The sequence below is a fragment of the Maribellus maritimus genome (assembly GCF_022267315.1).
In the GTDB taxonomy this organism is placed as follows: domain Bacteria; phylum Bacteroidota; class Bacteroidia; order Bacteroidales; family Prolixibacteraceae; genus Draconibacterium; species Draconibacterium maritimum.
In genome coordinates, this window is sequence record NZ_JAIKLE010000023.1 from 88915 (window position 1) to 105102 (window position 16188).

Annotated in this window: 14 protein-coding genes; 7 read left to right on the forward strand and 7 right to left on the reverse strand. The window is 36.8% G+C overall.

Annotated elements, in window-relative coordinates:
* Nucleotides 1-36: 36 nt before the first annotated feature.
* Complete coding sequence (locus K5G00_RS19165; RefSeq protein ID WP_238767807.1) at nucleotides 37-540, reverse strand: cupin domain-containing protein; 504 nt, start codon at nucleotides 538-540, stop codon at nucleotides 37-39.
* 23 nt (nucleotides 541-563) lie between these two features.
* On the reverse strand, nucleotides 564-941 hold the full coding sequence (locus K5G00_RS19170; protein WP_238767808.1) for an SRPBCC domain-containing protein: 378 nt from the start codon (nucleotides 939-941) through the stop codon (nucleotides 564-566).
* Between the two features lie 331 nt (nucleotides 942-1272).
* On the opposite strand from K5G00_RS19170, the gene K5G00_RS19175 reads away from it, so the two are divergent.
* From K5G00_RS19175 to K5G00_RS19200, 6 genes are all read left to right on the forward strand, one after another.
* Entirely contained in the window at nucleotides 1273-2562 is a 1290-nt protein-coding gene (locus tag K5G00_RS19175; protein ID WP_238767809.1) for a D-arabinono-1,4-lactone oxidase, read from the forward strand.
* Nucleotides 2563-2594: 32 nt separating this feature from the next.
* On the forward strand, nucleotides 2595-3800 hold the full coding sequence (locus tag K5G00_RS19180) for an alanine racemase (RefSeq protein ID WP_238767810.1): 1206 nt from the start codon (nucleotides 2595-2597) through the stop codon (nucleotides 3798-3800).
* Between the two features lie 183 nt (nucleotides 3801-3983).
* Entirely contained in the window at nucleotides 3984-4397 is a 414-nt protein-coding gene (locus K5G00_RS19185) for a hypothetical protein (RefSeq protein ID WP_238767811.1), read from the forward strand.
* 43 nt (nucleotides 4398-4440) lie between these two features.
* Complete coding sequence (locus K5G00_RS19190; protein WP_238767812.1) at nucleotides 4441-5223, forward strand: hypothetical protein; 783 nt, start codon at nucleotides 4441-4443, stop codon at nucleotides 5221-5223.
* A 54-nt stretch (nucleotides 5224-5277) separates the two neighbouring features.
* Nucleotides 5278-5955 (forward strand): VOC family protein, encoded by a 678-nt coding sequence (locus K5G00_RS19195; RefSeq protein WP_238767813.1) that lies wholly within the window; start codon nucleotides 5278-5280, stop codon nucleotides 5953-5955.
* Nucleotides 5956-5985: 30 nt separating this feature from the next.
* Nucleotides 5986-6447: a GNAT family N-acetyltransferase gene (locus K5G00_RS19200; protein ID WP_238767814.1), complete on the forward strand. Its 462-nt coding sequence runs from the start codon at nucleotides 5986-5988 to the stop codon at nucleotides 6445-6447.
* A gap of 8 nt (nucleotides 6448-6455) precedes the next feature.
* Here K5G00_RS19200 and K5G00_RS19205 read toward each other — a convergent pair whose 3' ends face one another.
* Entirely contained in the window at nucleotides 6456-7337 is an 882-nt protein-coding gene (locus tag K5G00_RS19205) for a Mut7-C ubiquitin/RNAse domain-containing protein (RefSeq protein WP_238767815.1), read from the reverse strand.
* Between the two features lie 8 nt (nucleotides 7338-7345).
* Here K5G00_RS19205 and K5G00_RS19210 point away from each other — a divergent pair, with 8 nt between their 5' ends.
* Nucleotides 7346-8029 carry an SGNH/GDSL hydrolase family protein gene (locus tag K5G00_RS19210; protein ID WP_238767816.1) on the forward strand — a complete coding sequence of 228 codons (684 nt, stop codon included), beginning with the start codon at nucleotides 7346-7348 and terminating at the stop codon, nucleotides 8027-8029.
* A 175-nt stretch (nucleotides 8030-8204) separates the two neighbouring features.
* Here K5G00_RS19210 and K5G00_RS19215 read toward each other — a convergent pair whose 3' ends face one another.
* The 4 genes from K5G00_RS19215 to K5G00_RS19230 all read right to left on the reverse strand — a co-directional run bounded on the left by K5G00_RS19215 (nucleotide 8205) and on the right by K5G00_RS19230 (nucleotide 16174).
* Nucleotides 8205-9575, reverse strand: a complete 1371-nt coding sequence (locus K5G00_RS19215) for an alpha-L-fucosidase (protein ID WP_238767817.1) — start codon at nucleotides 9573-9575, stop codon at nucleotides 8205-8207.
* 38 nt (nucleotides 9576-9613) lie between these two features.
* Nucleotides 9614-11902 carry a DUF4838 domain-containing protein gene (locus tag K5G00_RS19220; RefSeq protein ID WP_238767818.1) on the reverse strand — a complete coding sequence of 763 codons (2289 nt, stop codon included), beginning with the start codon at nucleotides 11900-11902 and terminating at the stop codon, nucleotides 9614-9616.
* A 386-nt stretch (nucleotides 11903-12288) separates the two neighbouring features.
* Entirely contained in the window at nucleotides 12289-14442 is a 2154-nt protein-coding gene (locus K5G00_RS19225; protein ID WP_238767819.1) for a family 43 glycosylhydrolase, read from the reverse strand.
* A 268-nt stretch (nucleotides 14443-14710) separates the two neighbouring features.
* A complete protein-coding gene (locus K5G00_RS19230) occupies nucleotides 14711-16174 on the reverse strand; it encodes a RagB/SusD family nutrient uptake outer membrane protein (protein ID WP_238767820.1) in 1464 nt (487 codons plus the stop codon).
* Nucleotides 16175-16188 lie beyond the last annotated feature (14 nt).

The window sequence follows — 16188 nt, forward strand, 5'->3', positions numbered from 1 at the left end:
GTTTGAATTTGTAATCAGGCCACTCATTTTTACTTTTTATTGTTTGATCAAAAACCTGATTTCTTCAGCCAGATCGGAAAATTCCGTTACCAGTTTTTTATCAGCCAATTCAAAATCTCCAAAGTAGAAACCAGGGGAAACCGTACACCCCACAAGGGCAAACCCTTCCGCATTCAATAACCGGGCTGCAAACCATGTATTTTTGGGGACAACAAACTGAAATACGTCCCCCGCTTCAAGTTGGTTACCAACCCTTTGTTTAACGAGTTCACCATTTATGAGCATCCAGATTTCAACAGCCGAAGTCCCGGCGTAAAAATGCCAAATCTCGTCAGATTTAATGCGGTGAAAAGCCGAAAAATCATTTCCCTCAAGCAAATAATAGATGGATGTGGAAAAGTTTCGTTCACCAGAAAAACTATCGGGTAAAGATACTTTTTCAGCCACTTCCTCTGAGCGATAAATTTCTCTAAACCATCCACCTTCAGGATGTTTTTGCAATTGTAATTTATTTATAAAATAATGGGCTGTATATTTCATTCTACTTCAAAATTGGAACAGAATCAGATAAACAATTCATTTAAAGCACCAAAATAGTCGTCGTCCCAGCCTTCAGAAATATTCTCAAATGCCTCATCCGGAATATTTATATGTTCCAGTTGCGCACTTGTCCCTTTTTTGTCAGGATGTAATTTAATGGTTACAATCGATTTCTCTTCCTGTCCTTCAAAATACCACTGTTGAACAATTTTTTTATTTTCTTCAAACTCAAGGTTTAATCCTGAAATGCTTCCTTCCCAAAGAGAAAACTCACTGTTAGGTACAGGCTCCATTTGAGCTTCTTCGCCTGTCCATATTTCCAACATCTTTTGATTGGTAAGCGCATTATACACATCCTTAGGCTCCGCTTTTAGGATGTAGTAACGTTTTAAATTTTTCATTGTAGTTCAATTTTTTCAAAAATAAGCTAATTTCTTCAGGGAATAAATTTGTGTATTTATTTTTTATCCGGCTGACTTAGGTCTGGTATCTTTTTGTAATTTATATGGACAGGCTAATTTTTATCCCATTTGGCAGAACGTTAACGCATTTTGAAATGTTATAAACCTGTAAAGACACTTGAATTCTTAATTATTCCCCCTGCAAACGGGATGATATATTAGAAGATGAAAGAGTGGAAAAGAATTTGCTCTCCGCAGGAAAGAAAGGCATTTCAGGAGAGTCATACCAAACATTAATCAGATAGAACAGAATAAATCAACTTGTAAAATAATGAAAATCAAAAACTGGGCTGGTAATGTAATTGTAACATCAAATTCAATTGAATATCCTGAAACTGAAGCGGATATTCAAAAGTTGGTGTTAAAAGCTGGAAATACAGGAAAAAAAATCAGGGTAATCGGTTCCGGACATTCATTTACAGAATTATGCCAGACAGCGCATTTTTTATTAAGCCTTGACAAATACCAGGGTCTGATTTCTGTGGATAAAAACAGCTGTAAGGCAACGGTGAAAGCAGGAACCAAACTAAAGTTACTGGGAGAGCTTCTGTTTAAGGAAGGGCTTGCGATGCAAAACCTGGGTGATATTGACGAGCAATCCATTGCAGGGACAATTAGCACAGGGACCCATGGCACAGGAATTTCTTTTGGTACCATAAGTACCCAGGTCATTGCACTAAAATTTATCAACGGAAAAGGTGAAATTATAAACTGTTCTTTAACACAAAACGCTGAATTGTTCAGGGCTGCACAGGTTTCACTGGGCGCTCTGGGAGTCATTACCGAAGTGACATTACAATGTGTACCGGCATACAAACTTTTGCTTCAAAACCGGAAAGAATCGCTTAATGATGTATTGTCCACAATAGAAGAACGAAAAAGTGAGAATCGTAATTTCGAGTATTATTGGTTTCCATACACAAATACAACCTGGACAAAATCCTCCAATATTGCGCAAGATGGAGAACCGGACAAGGATAATTTTATAAATTACCTTTTGGAACTATTGATAGAAAATTATTCCTTTAAAGCGCTTTGCGAGTATGCCAGATATTTTCCTTCGCAAAATAGAATTGTATCTAAAATTGCAGCTCAGTCTGTTCCAACACTCAACAAATTGAACTATAGTCACAGGGTTTATACCACAATGAGACTGGTAAAATTTACTGAAATGGAATACAGTATTCCGGCCGATGCCTATGGGGATGTAATGAAGGAAATAATAAAAAAGGTAAATTCCGGAAATTTCCCGATTCATTTTCCAATTGAAAACCGTTGGGTCAAAGCAGATGATATTTTTATGAGCCCGGCCTACAAACGTGATTCTGCTTACATCGCCTGCCACGTTTACCACAAAAAGGACAATACAAAATACTTTGAAGCGATTGAATCTGTCTTCAAATCTTATGGTGGCCGGCCACATTGGGGAAAGGTAAATCGTTTGGACGCTAAAACAGCTGAAAATATTTACCCTGAATTTTCCAGGTTTAATAAAATTCGCAAAGAACAAGATCCGGACGGAATATTTACAAATGCTTATCTAAAGAAAATTTTAGGTTGAGAAAATCATAATTGTTTAAATCAGCTTTGATAATGACTAACACTGAAAAATATTTCAAAACCATAAACTCGGCTTTAAAAAATCACCAAAGAGCGATTCCATGCTTGCTGGTTGATCTTGACAAGCTGGATAAAAACATAAAAATATTAAAATCAGACTTAAACCCCGATACAACATTTCGGGTAGTGGTTAAATCGCTACCTTCCTTTGAACTGATTTCTTATGTGATGAAGAAAATGAATACCCATAAGCTCATGGTCTTTCATCAACCATTTTTAACCGACTTATCTCTGAAACTGGATAGAAGAGCGGATATCCTGTGGGGAAAACCAATGCCTGTAAAAACAGCGCAATATTATTATGATAATCTCCCCAAACAATTGAAAAATTTTGATCCTTACAGACAAATCCAATGGTTGGCAGACACCGAATCGCGAATTCTGCAGTATATTGCCTTGGCTGAAAGACTGGGCAAACGCCTTCGTTTAAACCTTGAAATTGATGTTGGTCTGCACAGAGGAGGTTTTAGCGACTTCAAACAATTAAGACAAGCATTGGAATTATTGAAAATCCATGCCGAAAAAGTAGAGTTTAGTGGTTTTATGGGTTACGACCCTCACATTGTTAAAATACCTTCATTTATTCGCTCAAAGAAAAGATCACTGGAAATAAGCAGTAATTTTTATAGGCAGTGTAAATCAATCGTAGAAGAAGAGTTTCCGGAACTTTGGAACAAAACTTTAACATTCAACGGAGCAGGAAGTCCAACAATCAATTTTCACAGCAAAATAGTTTCACCTCTAAACGATATTGCAGCCGGCTCATGTTTGGTGATGCCAACTACATTTGATATCCCATCATTAGAAGCATACAGTCCGGCTTGTTTTATAGCCACACCTGTACTCAAAAAGTTTAGCGGAACCAATTTACCTGGTTTGGAAAAATTAAAACCACTGCTAAATTTTGTATATCCCGGCAAGCGACAGTCGTTTTTTATTTACGGAGGCAATTGGAAAGCTGACTTTTACTATCCTGCAAAAATTAGTCAAAATAAAATTTTTGGTGCCTCGTCAAACCAAACGATGATAAATGCGTCAGAAACAAGCATTTTAGAGATTGATGACTTTGTATTTTTACGCCCTCAGCAAAGCGAATTTGTTTTTCTGCAATTTGGCGAATTACTGCTAATCAGAAACCATAAATTAGCCGGTAGCTGGACTCTACTCAAAAATTATTGAATCCGTATTTTATAACCGTGCGCACTTCCAAAACACAATCATTTATGAACCAATACTTTAAAAATAATAAAGTATCGAGATAAATTATTTTCAACTTGTATACCTTTAAAACAAACCCTTTGTGTAATTTGTTGCTTGTTAGAAAAGCTCTCAAAATAATCGAATTTAAAGCAAAAGGCTTTTATGAAAACTGCAGGCTACTCAGGAACAACATTGGCAAAAAAGCTGGGCATCAAAAATGGATTCAAAATAAAAATTGTTAGTGCGCCAAACAATTATTTCTCATTGTTTGCTGATCTGCCAACCGATATCAAAGAAATAAACGATACAGAAATTAAAAAAAATTTTATCCATCTTTTTGTTCGCAGTCAGTTGGAGTTAGAAAGTAGCATAGCCCAAATAAAAAAAGAGTTGACACAAAACGGAATGCTTTGGATTTCGTGGCCAAAAAAATCGGCAAAAACCGGAAGCGACCTTAACGGAAACATTGTTCGTGAAACCGGAATTAAAAACGGATTCGTCGATATAAAAGTATGTGCAGTTAGCGAAATATGGTCGGGACTAAAATTTGTTATTCCCCTGAATAAACGAAAATAAAACAAATCAATCATTCAAATTAATAATAATGAAATTTCAACTTATGAAAAACAAAATTTTTAGCGTAATCATTACTGTCTTCATTGGTATTGAAGCGTTTGCACAAACCGGAGAAAACGAAGCAGGAAAAAACAAATATTATCAACTTTATGAAGGTTCTGAAAATTCAGGTAAGTACAGAGTTGAGTTAAGTTCAGACATTGATTCCACCTGGAATAAGTGGTCCAATGATGGATACAACTTTGGTTTCGACAAAAACATAACGCCAATGTATACCAATGTAAATGGAATATTAAGTACAAACTACATGATCCAGGTTAGAGGAAACGAAAACGAATGGGGCAAAAAAAGGTGGGGATACCATGTTTTTGAAGGCTATGCCAAAGACGATAAATCCAGAATTACAATGCTTGTTAATAAACATGTTGAGGTTGACAAGCCGGTTGCAGAAATGTACTATTACGGAACGGTCTACAACCATTCTGAAAGCGCATACAACTGGCTTCGAATTGGCTCCGATGTCAAACAACATTCTTTTTTATTTAGTCGCGACAAAGCTATTTTTTATGGTTCGCTCAAACTCTCAAATGCTTTAACACTGGGAAGAATAGGATATGATAACATAAGGTCGCAAGCCCCCGAAGGTGACGACGAAAAAAATTCAGAGGAAAGTGCCATGTATGTGAATTATAAAGCACTAAAAAACAGCGAAGACGGAACAATTTTTTATGATAAAGACAATAACATTGTTGTTATAAAAATTGAAGGAGAATGGAGAAAAATCGCCACTGAAGCTTTACCTCAGGGAGTTAGTTACGATTTTTAAACCAAATAAATCGGAAGGTTTAAAATCATATATATATAATTTAAAATCAGAACGATGCATATTACAGAACTCACCCTCTTGACCAACAATATTTCAGAAACAACACACTTTTATCATAACCTGCTGGGTTTTGAAGTTGCAGATAAAAACACAAGCGAAGTGTCGTTTAAAGCAGGAAGTACAAAATTAATTTTCAAAAAAACAGATCACGACAATCCTGTTTATCATTTTACATTTAACATTCCGAATAACAAATACGAGGAAGCTTTCAAAATCATTGATAATTCCATTGGTGTTTTCACCTCAGTTGAAGACGGAGCAAGGATTTTTGAGTTCGCCAATTGGAATGCAAAATCTTTCTATTTTCACGATAACAACAACAATATTCTTGAATGTATTGCACGTTTTGATTTAAACAACCAGATTAATCACCCTTTTAAAAACACCGACATTCAATCCATCAGCGAGATTGGAATTAATGTTGACGATGTTCATACTGAAGGGCAAAAAATTATAAAAGAATATAAGCTGGACTATTTTCAGAAACAAAAACCCAGGGAAGATTTTGCCGTTATTGGCGACGACAACGGACTATTAATACTGGGATTAAATAATCGTATTTGGTTTCCAACAAACCAACGGGGCAAAAAACACTATACAAAAATCAAGTTTGAAGTTAACGGAAAGATTAGCGAAGTTGAGTATCCGCAACCGCGAAATAAACAACTTTAATACCTTTGTAAAACATATTTTTGCCTCGTTATGGAAATCAAAATTCAACCAGCTTTAATAGACGACTTAAAACAAATTTTGCAGCTGCAAAATGACTGCTACCAAAGCGAAGCAAAAATTTATGCCAATTTCGACATTCCTCCCCTCACCCAAAGTTTGAAATCACTTGAAGAAGACTTTAACAGGCAAACTATCTTAAAAGCCGAATTGGGAGGAAAACCAGTGGCATCGGTCCGTGCATTCAGGGAAAACGGAACCTGTTTTATTGGCCGCTTAATTGTAAAAGAAGATTTTCAAAATAGAGGAATTGGGAGAAAAATGATAAAAGCTATTGAAGCAGTATTTTCTGATTGTTACCGTTATGAACTTTTTACCGGTTTCAAAAGTGTAAAAAATCTGAATTTATACCACAAACTGGGGTACAGAGAATTTAAAAGGCACAAAGAAAATGAAAAACTTACCATTGTATTTCTTGAAAAAATAAAACGCTAAATAAAAAACTATTTTGCTTTTAATCTTTCCAGCCATTTGTTTATACGTTCGAAATGTGAACCTTCCCAGTAAACATTACTACATCCTGTGCACTCCCAGAAGGAATCGAATATTTGAAGTGTATCCTGAGGAACTCTGCCTGTAGCTTCAGCTTTTTGAATCGCCCGCAAGCTACCGTTGCAATTGGAACAACGCGAAAAAGGGCGAAACTGATTTTGAAGTTGAAACCTTTCGATTATTTCTTTTAGCTGAATTTTAGGATTGTCGTTTCGTAGCCAATACCCATGAGTAACTTTACTGTGTTTCAGCACTCCTTTGTCGCGGGTTAAAATAATTCGTTTCTCATTTACAGCAATCTCAACTATTTCATCATCTTCCAAATTATTTCTAAATACAGAATCGAAACCTAATAGCCTTAACTTTCTTGCGAGTTTACCAAGGTTCACATCTATAACAAATTGCGTTTTTCGAAGTGGCTCCGGCCGGAGGCGAATCACAGAAGAAATATCAAATGTTTCGAAAGCCGGGTAAACCGAAACTTTTTCATTGCCTTTTAATAAAAATCCAAATGGAACCGATTCTCCATTCACAAGAATCAAATCAATTTCAGCATGAGGAACTCCAATTGTTTCTACAACATTTTTTATAGAAGGTGTTCCTGTAAATGAAAAAGAAAAGATTGTTTTTTTCCATTCTTTGGGTAAAAAATCATTGAGTTCCTCATAAAACCGAAATTTGGAAGATCGGATAACAGATGTATGGCTATCAACAATATTTGGCTTCACTTCCTTCATAAGTAAAATGAATGAATGGATTAAATTTAGCGCATTTTCGCGAAAATCAAGGTTTGCCCGCCAATGTTTACTACTTTTATCTTTCAGAATCAACACTTTTAAGCATGAAAAAAGTATTCGCCCTTTGTATTCTTGTTTTTTGGGGAGCATTTACTTTTGCTCAAAATTCTCAATTAAAAATACTTGCCATCGGCGATTCCAACGGTGAGTTTAATTTTGGCTGGGTGGCGCAGTTAAAAAAAATCCGTTTAAACGATAGAATTGTAAACACAGCCATTTCGGGGAATACAATTGGTTTTGATAATTTAGACAGAAAGGAATTAAATAGCCTTCGGAATGTAAATTCCTACCTGAACAAAGGAGATACTGAGTTAGGCGGAATGGATGTTATTCTAATAATGCTTGGGACCAACGACTGCAAAGCGGTTTTTTCCGATAGTTTAAAACAAGTTCCACTAAACATGGAAAGACTGATTTTAAAAATAAAACAACACAGTATTTACAGGCAATACCGACCCCAAATTTTTATCGTTTCACCTCCGCCGTTCGGCCCTCCCGAAATGCTGATAGCAAAATACAAAGGTGGCGCCAAAAGAATTAAGTATTTACAAAGAAAATTCAAAAAAACAGCCCGCAAAGAAAATTGTGTTTTTATAGATATCTATTCTGAAATAAAAGACACTTTCAAAAATATTACTTCCGACGGGATTCATTTAACTCCTGACGGACAACTACAAATAGCTAAAATTATCAGTTTAAAAGTTGACAATCGGATGCAAAAGAATTGATGATTGGCTGGATTTTGATTCAGCTTAATAAGCTGAATTTCATTCTGCAGCCGAATTGCATTTACAGCCTAAAATAGCAGTTTCCACCTCGCTTTTCTGTGAAGAGCGGGCAGAAACCACTATAACTTTTAAAATCTATCAAATTGTGCGAAGTAAAAAAATGAAAACTAAAATCCTATTTTAGAAAAACTTCTATTACCGGTATTTCAACGTTAGGTTTAACTACCGGCAAGAGGAGTGTTATATCATTTTGTTCTGTTTTAGGTTGAAAATGACCGGAGGGTTCCAAAATAGATATTTCGGAAGCATCATGGAGAAACTGTACATACTTTAGTTTGTCTTTATACCCATGCAAAACAAGATGTCGTGTTGGATAATCAATTAGATGAATATAAAGACGCTTTGTTTCTGGATTGTATGTAAGCACAGTATTTGCAGGAGCATCAAAGTCTTCAGGGGCTTCTGTACAGCCATAAATCGAACGGCTGTTGTACTTCATCCACTCTCCTACCTTATCCAGTGCTGAATTTGCACGATAATCAATATATCCCCTTGCCGTTGGTCCTACATTTAACAGCACATTTCCTCCTTTACTAACCGACTCAATCAGCAATCCCAGCAATTGTCTGTTATCTTTCCAGGTATATTCATCACGGTAATACCCCCATGAATCAGCAAGGGTTTGACAAGTTTCCCACGGCACTTTTTTCCCATCAATCTCGGGCCATTTTTGTACTTTATACTGCTCTGCTCCTGTAAAATCCCATCCACCTTCATATTCTTTTAAATCGAGGCGATCGTTTACAATAATTCCCGGCTGAAGTTCGCGTACCATTTTTAACAGCTCAACAGAGCCCCAGTCATCGCGATCTTTTCCAAATTCCATTGGAAAAGAATAATCGAGCCACAAAATATCAATCTTCCCGTAATTGCTAAGAATTTCACGAACCTGATTTTTCAGATATTCACGATAAACAGCCATATCGCGATTTTTATTTAGTTTCGCATATTCTTCTTTTGTCTGTTTTTCCGGGGTTTGCGGATGACTAACGTCAATGGTATAATCCGGATGATGCCAATCGAGAAGAGAATAATAAAAACCAATTCTCAATCCTTCCGCTCTGAATGCATCTACCCATTCTTTAATAATATCTTTTCCGTAGGGTGTATTGGTAACTTTGTAATCAGTATATTCTGAATCAAACATACAAAACCCTTCGTGATGTTTGCTTGTGATCACCGCGTATTTCATGCCTGCTGCTTTTGCTTTTTTGGCCCATTCATAAGGGTTAAACAGGTCTGGATTAAAAATTTCAAAATATTTATCGTATTCTTCATTTGTCAGATGTTCGGTACTTTTCACCCATTCGTGACGTGCTGCCTGAGCGTACAATCCCCAATGTATAAACATGCCGAACCGGGCATCTGTCCACCATTCAAGCCGCTCTTCTTTTCCGGTTTCTGATTCGTCCCAAATCTTTTTCTGGGAAAAAGTATTCTGAGTCATAATCAGGCTTAACAAAAAAATAAAAACTGTTCTTTTCATAATATAATTTGTTTTTGCTTTTTAGAAAAATCATAAAATTACTTTACCACTATTTCGTCGGAAAAAATTGTAACCGGATCTCCCGACCTTACATGCCATGTGGGGCAATTCAAGATGCTATGCGCATGTACTTTTATATATCTTGCTTTACAATCTTTCATGTTAGCTTGAAAAGATTGCACATATACTTCCCTTGGGAAAGAATCTCTGACAGGTATATTGGGATCGACCGGATTTAAAATCTTAACATCTTCTTGGTAATTAATACCATCAGCTGAAACGGCATATGTGACATATTCGGGCAGAAATATCTGGTACCAGGTATCTTTTGCATCGTAAAAATCCATATTTACAGATTTCAGTGGCATAATGGTGCCCAAATCAAGAATAAAATCCATGTGGCCTCCTTCATAACCAATCCAGTTATCAAATCTTACATCTCGCCAGCTTTCATATGAACCAAAAATACCGTCTGTTAAGCACTCCGGATTTCTATATTTACTGCTGGCTTGTGTTACCGGAATAACTTTTTTATTAACCGACAATGCAGAGTTGTTTTCATCTATCTTCCTGAAAATTCTGTTATATGATTTCAAATACTCATCAGGAGAAATACTTCGTTCTCTCAACAAATTAACTCCCTGTTTCTTTGTTCTCTCAACAAATTGATTTACAATCGTTTTTATTTCAGTAGTTGCAACTACCTTTCCATTGTTATCGTGTTGAAACAGACTTCGGGGCGTATCTGTTTCTGATTTGCTAATTTGAATTCGAGCATACATAATTGGCAAGCGGGCTATTTGAACCCTTCGGAGCAATTCAGCATCTTCAGCTACAGCATTTTCCGCTTTGTCAAATAACTGGTTATACAGGTTCATCCTATTTTCTGACAAGTATGTATCTTTTGCCTCTTCCGGGCTGCCAAAAATTTCCAGTTGCTGACCGCTTTTTTGTAAAGCATATTGTATCGTATCAATATATTGTTGAATATAAGGAGCTGCTTTTCCGTAATAACCGTTTAGAAAATCACTCATAATAGCCTGGTCGTCAGCATCAGGATTCCATAAAAGTTTGCAAATCAAGTAGGCCCTTAACTCCGACATTTCGCCACCTGTTTGGCCATTTGCCTGCATAAAAAATGCATTCACATTATTATCCGTAAAAAATTTAAGGTTGGGCTTTATTGTATGCAGGTTGGGAAAAGGACTTACCAGGTTTGCAAATTGAACATCATAATCCCAGATTAATATGTCGTTGGCAATTTGCCCCCAATTTTTTAAATCACTGGCAAATGCCGGGTCTGTCTCAAATACTGGTTTATGTCGCGCACTTTCAATATTACAGAGCATAATATTAACATTGGGTTCGGGCTTAATATTCAGGGGGGCTTCACGTGTATACCAATAAGCAAGAGTAGAAATAATTTTGTCGGGAAAAGCTTTCGCTACTTGATTTACAAAATAAATCATAGAGCCGCTATGTATACTTTTATCTCCGCCATATTTCTTGTCCAGCTGCACACAATTATCACATAGACAATACTTATCATTATCTGCCTGGCTAACCGACCAGTATTTTGCTTCCGGATTTTCTTTTATCTTTTTCCCCAAATTTGCAATTAATGTGTCAACGACCTCCGGATTGGACAGGCATAATTGCGTAGGCAGGCGCTTCCCGTTGCGCAAAGCATAATATTCTGGATGTGATGCAAAATATTTATCAGGGGGCACCAGGCTGAAAATAGTATGAACAAACGCTCCCCAGCTTTCGTTTGTTGAAAGTTTATGCCAGTCCATATACTCAGGATCCTCTGTATCCCGGTACAGTGTAGTTCTGTACTTTATCTTTGGTATTACAGTAGTATCTTTAGGCGGAAACGTAATCGAATTCTTTTTGGGAATATAAGTATAATCAGAAGTATACTTTCTAAATCCTAAAAATTCAAGCAAATCGTATACGCCATACAACACCCCTTTTTCTGAACCTCCTGCAATAAGTAAGTTACTCCCTTCACGTTTATACAAATATCCATTCTCTTCCAACAACGAAAAATTAATTCCCAATGCTTTTGCATAATTTGTTTTCCCAATGAATATTCCATTCACTCCTCTGTAATCATCCTCAACGACAACAGGAAGATTTGTTGCCGACATTTCGAAAAAATAATGTTGAAGTTGCTGTGCTGATTTTTTTTCAATTGTATTTGCATTTGCCGGAACAACAATCTGGTAATCATTCTTTCCTTCTATATGCAAACTGTTTTTCGTACAACTGCATAGCGAAAACAACAAAACCAAAATGATAATTCCGAATTTATCTTTTATCATAATTTTTAATTTTTATAGTTCACATTTTATCAACCACATACAAGGATATACCACAAGCACCTGGCCTTATAATTTTTATAATAAGTTCAGTGAATCATTACAATCCCTGTGTGAAATTTAAAACCACACTTTTGTCTGTTACTATTTTTAAGGTATTGGAGAACTCTTTGAAAAAAATATTCAATCCGACCTTTTCCCACTCATAACAGTGGCTCATATCGTTGGGCGGACAGCCCCTTTAGAAACTTACGTCATTTTCCGGTCAGAATTATTCTCTCCTATTTTTCACAAAACAGTAATTTTATAACAACTCTTCTCTAAATGAATTTAGTTGTTCCTTATTTATGACCGGTCATTTTACAGAGGCCATTAAACTGATTTCAAAGTTATTCGAGACTCCTTGAAATTCCTTCTAACGTAGGTTTTACTTCAATAATATTTCCGTCTTCATCAAATTCTAATTTATCAATACAAACCTCACGATGAAAACCTGCCAGATATCCCATATTTTTACCTTTGGGATATGTAAACCGGTGATAAACCAGAACCCACTCATCTTTACCCGGAATTTGCAGAGCCGAATTATGCCCGGTACCTAAAATTTCTTTTGCATCATCTCTTCTGATTACAATATTATTTTCAGGAATGGTTAAATCTCCCAAAGGCGAATCGGATGTGGCATAACGTACCTTGTAATTCGGACTCCGCGTGTCATCTTCCGACCACATAAAATAATAGGTTCCGTTGCGATAGATTACATAGACTCCTTCCCGAAAAGTTTCATCGGGTGTCATCACCTTCATGGTTTCCATTTTAAGGGATACCATATCATCATTCAACTCGGCGCCGGCCATATAACCATTGCCCCAGTATAGATAACTTTTGCCTGTTTCAGGATCGGTGAAAACATCAGGATCAATTTCCTGACCATTTGTAATTCCTTTCGGTTTCCAGTTTATTAATGGCTGACCAATGTCAACAAAAGGGCCTTCCGGATTATCGGCAACCGCTACGCCAATTTTTTGTTTCCCGCAGAAATAGAAAAAATATTTATAGTCACCATTTATTTTTTTCTCAATAATGCATGGCGCCCAGGCATTTTGATTGGCCCAACTTACGTCCTCACGCAGATTCAGAATTACTCCTTCATCTTTCCAGTCAACCAAATTTTCTGATGAGAATGTTTTAAAATAATAACCTCCCCACATATAAAAACCATCCGTTGTTGGGTACAGGTAATACTTCCCGGTTTTTTTGGAATATAAAATGTCGGGATCAGCATAAAACCCGGTTAATACAGGATTATGGTCTTCTGCAACGGTTGCACTATAACTTTGCTCTCCCACTCCTTCTATTGAAATAGTATATTTGACCGGACCGCCGGAAAAATCCTGTTTGCCCAGCGGTTTGACTGTAACACCAGAAAAGGAAGTAAAAAGAGGATCGAACCCCGAAAAATCTACTCCTTTTTTTACAGGAAACCGTATTATCCCTTTCTCACTGTTTATTACCACATTTTGCTTTCTTAATTGCTCTGAAGTAGTTTCAACGAGTGGATCTTCAAACGTTCCCCATTTGCCAATCAATCTTTTCAGCTCGGAATTCGTTATGGGCATTACCGTTCCATGCCGGGGCAAAAAGTTCATCGAAATATCTTCATCAATTACAGTGAAATTCTGTAGATCCGTGCTTTTGGTGAACTGATATCTCCCGGTTCCGTATACATCATACATCAGAATCCATTCATTTGTATTATTGAGTTTAAAAACAGCAGAACCTTCTACATTGTCCTTTTCTTTGTCAATCCGGTCAAGGTTTGGATACTCATAACCTGTAGTAAGTTCATCAGAAATGGCCAGTTTTATCCCGGGATCTCCACTTTCTGATTTATGGAAAAGATAAAATTTTCCGTCCTTTTTTATGATATCACCATCGATACAGGCATTGTTTGTCGGATTATACAACAATTGTTTCGGAACTGTTTCCAGGGCAGTAAAATCATTGTTGGCATAGGCATAATAAATTTTATCAGGTTTTTCTCCCTGTTTCATTGAGAAATATATCATGTATTTACCTGTTTCCTCATCGTATATAGTTTGCGGAGCCCATACACGCCATACATCACCAAACTCATCAGGAAAAGATTCAGGAATATTTACCACAGTTGATTTCCAGTTTATTAAATCATCTGATTTTAAAAGTACCATCGCATAATTTCTCCATCCCATGTCGGTAACATATAAATCAGTAGCTACCATATAAAAAGTTTTGCCATCTTCTCCGCGCAGAATATGCGGATCGCGCACACCTCCTGTTGAGCTAATACTGGTAGTACTGAGAACCGGCTGATTGTTGTTTAATGCCCGGTAGTGGTAACCGTCCTCGCTAACTGCAAAACGAATCGCTTCTTCTCCCTGTCCATTCCCTGTAAAATAGGTAAATAAATAAGCTTCGTAATTGTTCGTTTTGGTGCAACCTGAAAATAAAAATGTCAGAACAATAATAATAGATAAGAAAATAGTTGTTTTATTCTGTTCCATAGGATTTTTAGCTTTTACTATTTTTCAATTTTAAACCGGAAAATGCATGAAATATTTCCAAAAATGGAAATTACAACAAATTATCAGGGAACAAAAATTATAATGAATGAGTACTATCTCCGGAATCTCTGTCAGGTATCAAATACTTAAGCCTCCTGCGGCAATCGAATGTGTGTACCCGTCAAAATTCCATCAATATCAGGAGAAATAAGCACCATCCAATTACCGGATGATGCTTATTTTATTTTCATTGTAAATTTAATACATATTACCAGCCCGGAGCATTTGACAAATTCGGATTTACATCAAGTTCGTTTACAGGAACCGGGAAATATTTATTTCTTTCCGAATAAGATGTTCCGTCCATCTGTCCCAATGTTTCCTCTTCAATCCCCCATCTTCTGATATCATATGAACGTCTTCCTTCCATTGCAAACTCAATCCGACGTTCGTGGATAATTGCAGTCCTCATTTCTGCCTGGTCTGAGATATCAATTGGTGGCATATCAACACCTGGTCTTTGTCTAACCATATTCACATATTGATTGGCGTCAACGGTATTGTTTGTTTCGTTTAAACATTCAGCAGTCATTAAAAGTACGTCAGCATATCTCATCCACGTAATATTCACCGAAGGATCAGTGTATGTAGATGGGTAATATACGGTACCTTTTTGAATTTCCTGATAAGGACGACTTGGATCATTTAATGGGATAAAGGGATTGCCGGTTGCCGGTGAAACTTCACCTTCTACCCAAAATGTATAATCAAGCCTGGGGTCTCCTTCTTCATACTCTTCTATTAAGCTGAATGATGGTGCCATAAGATTCCAGGTTGAATGATTAGAATGCAATTGATCACTGGCTCCCACACCACAATAATAAGGCCTCCAGTTTAACTCACCTGTAGCATTACTGTTAAAACCTGTTTCAAAAACAGACTCTTTGTTGTGTTTACTGTTTTCGTTGCATATATCCAAATAATCAACTAAATCATACACCTCCAAATCCATACAGGCGTTAAGCGCAGTCAGGGCTTCACTCCAGTTTTCGAGGTACATATTTGCCCATGCCTCATGAGCCAGAGCACATCCTTTGGTTATTCGTCCTACATTGTTATCTGAATAAGAGGCTGGCAGATATTGGGCTGCATCTTCAAAATCGTTAACAGCAGCTTCAATCAACCGCTCTTTAGATACACTGGAGGGGAATTTTTCTTCTTCTGTTTCAGGGGTTTTTAATACAAGCGGTGCATTTCCGTATATTTGAGCTAATCTCAGATTCCACCAGCCGCGCAGGAATTTTGCTTCGCTTATAGCGCGGTTTTTTATATCTGCGCCTATTTGTTCCTCTGTCATCCCTTCAATTCCTTCAATAGCTGCGTTGCATTGGGCAATTCCTCTAAAAGCTGCTCCCCAAATACCTGAAGATACTCCCTGGTCATCGCCAGTACTTCCATACTGATACAATAAAATTCCGTCACTCCAACCAATGGGAGCCAAATCATCGCTTTGCCATTCTCCATAAAGGTCGAAACCGCTCGCCCACCAGCCGACGGCTGCTCTTTGCGCCGAATAGGCTGAATTTACAGCCAAAATAGCTTCACTCTCATTCGTAAAAAAAGTTTCAGGAGTAACATTACCATATGGTTCAACTTCCAAAAAATCTTCACATCCACTTATTAAAAACAAGGTTAACACACCTATAAATAATTTATCTAATATTTTTTTCATTGTTCAGCAATTTT

What these genes read in the sequence shown, in the direction of transcription:
- K5G00_RS19165 (WP_238767807.1), bottom strand. Translation starts at nt 540, where the DNA reads ATGAAATATACAGCCCATTATTTTATAAATAAATTACAATTGCAAAAA.
- K5G00_RS19170 (WP_238767808.1), bottom strand. Translation starts at nt 941, where the DNA reads ATGAAAAATTTAAAACGTTACTACATCCTAAAAGCGGAGCCTAAGGAT.
- K5G00_RS19175 (WP_238767809.1), top strand. Translation starts at nt 1,273, where the DNA reads ATGAAAATCAAAAACTGGGCTGGTAATGTAATTGTAACATCAAATTCA.
- K5G00_RS19180 (WP_238767810.1), top strand. Translation starts at nt 2,595, where the DNA reads ATGACTAACACTGAAAAATATTTCAAAACCATAAACTCGGCTTTAAAA.
- K5G00_RS19185 (WP_238767811.1), top strand. Translation starts at nt 3,984, where the DNA reads ATGAAAACTGCAGGCTACTCAGGAACAACATTGGCAAAAAAGCTGGGC.
- K5G00_RS19190 (WP_238767812.1), top strand. Translation starts at nt 4,441, where the DNA reads ATGAAAAACAAAATTTTTAGCGTAATCATTACTGTCTTCATTGGTATT.
- K5G00_RS19195 (WP_238767813.1), top strand. Translation starts at nt 5,278, where the DNA reads ATGCATATTACAGAACTCACCCTCTTGACCAACAATATTTCAGAAACA.
- K5G00_RS19200 (WP_238767814.1), top strand. Translation starts at nt 5,986, where the DNA reads ATGGAAATCAAAATTCAACCAGCTTTAATAGACGACTTAAAACAAATT.
- K5G00_RS19210 (WP_238767816.1), top strand. Translation starts at nt 7,346, where the DNA reads ATGAAAAAAGTATTCGCCCTTTGTATTCTTGTTTTTTGGGGAGCATTT.
- K5G00_RS19215 (WP_238767817.1), bottom strand. Translation starts at nt 9,575, where the DNA reads ATGAAAAGAACAGTTTTTATTTTTTTGTTAAGCCTGATTATGACTCAG.
- K5G00_RS19220 (WP_238767818.1), bottom strand. Translation starts at nt 11,902, where the DNA reads ATGATAAAAGATAAATTCGGAATTATCATTTTGGTTTTGTTGTTTTCG.
- K5G00_RS19225 (WP_238767819.1), bottom strand. Translation starts at nt 14,442, where the DNA reads ATGGAACAGAATAAAACAACTATTTTCTTATCTATTATTATTGTTCTG.
- K5G00_RS19230 (WP_238767820.1), bottom strand. Translation starts at nt 16,174, where the DNA reads ATGAAAAAAATATTAGATAAATTATTTATAGGTGTGTTAACCTTGTTT.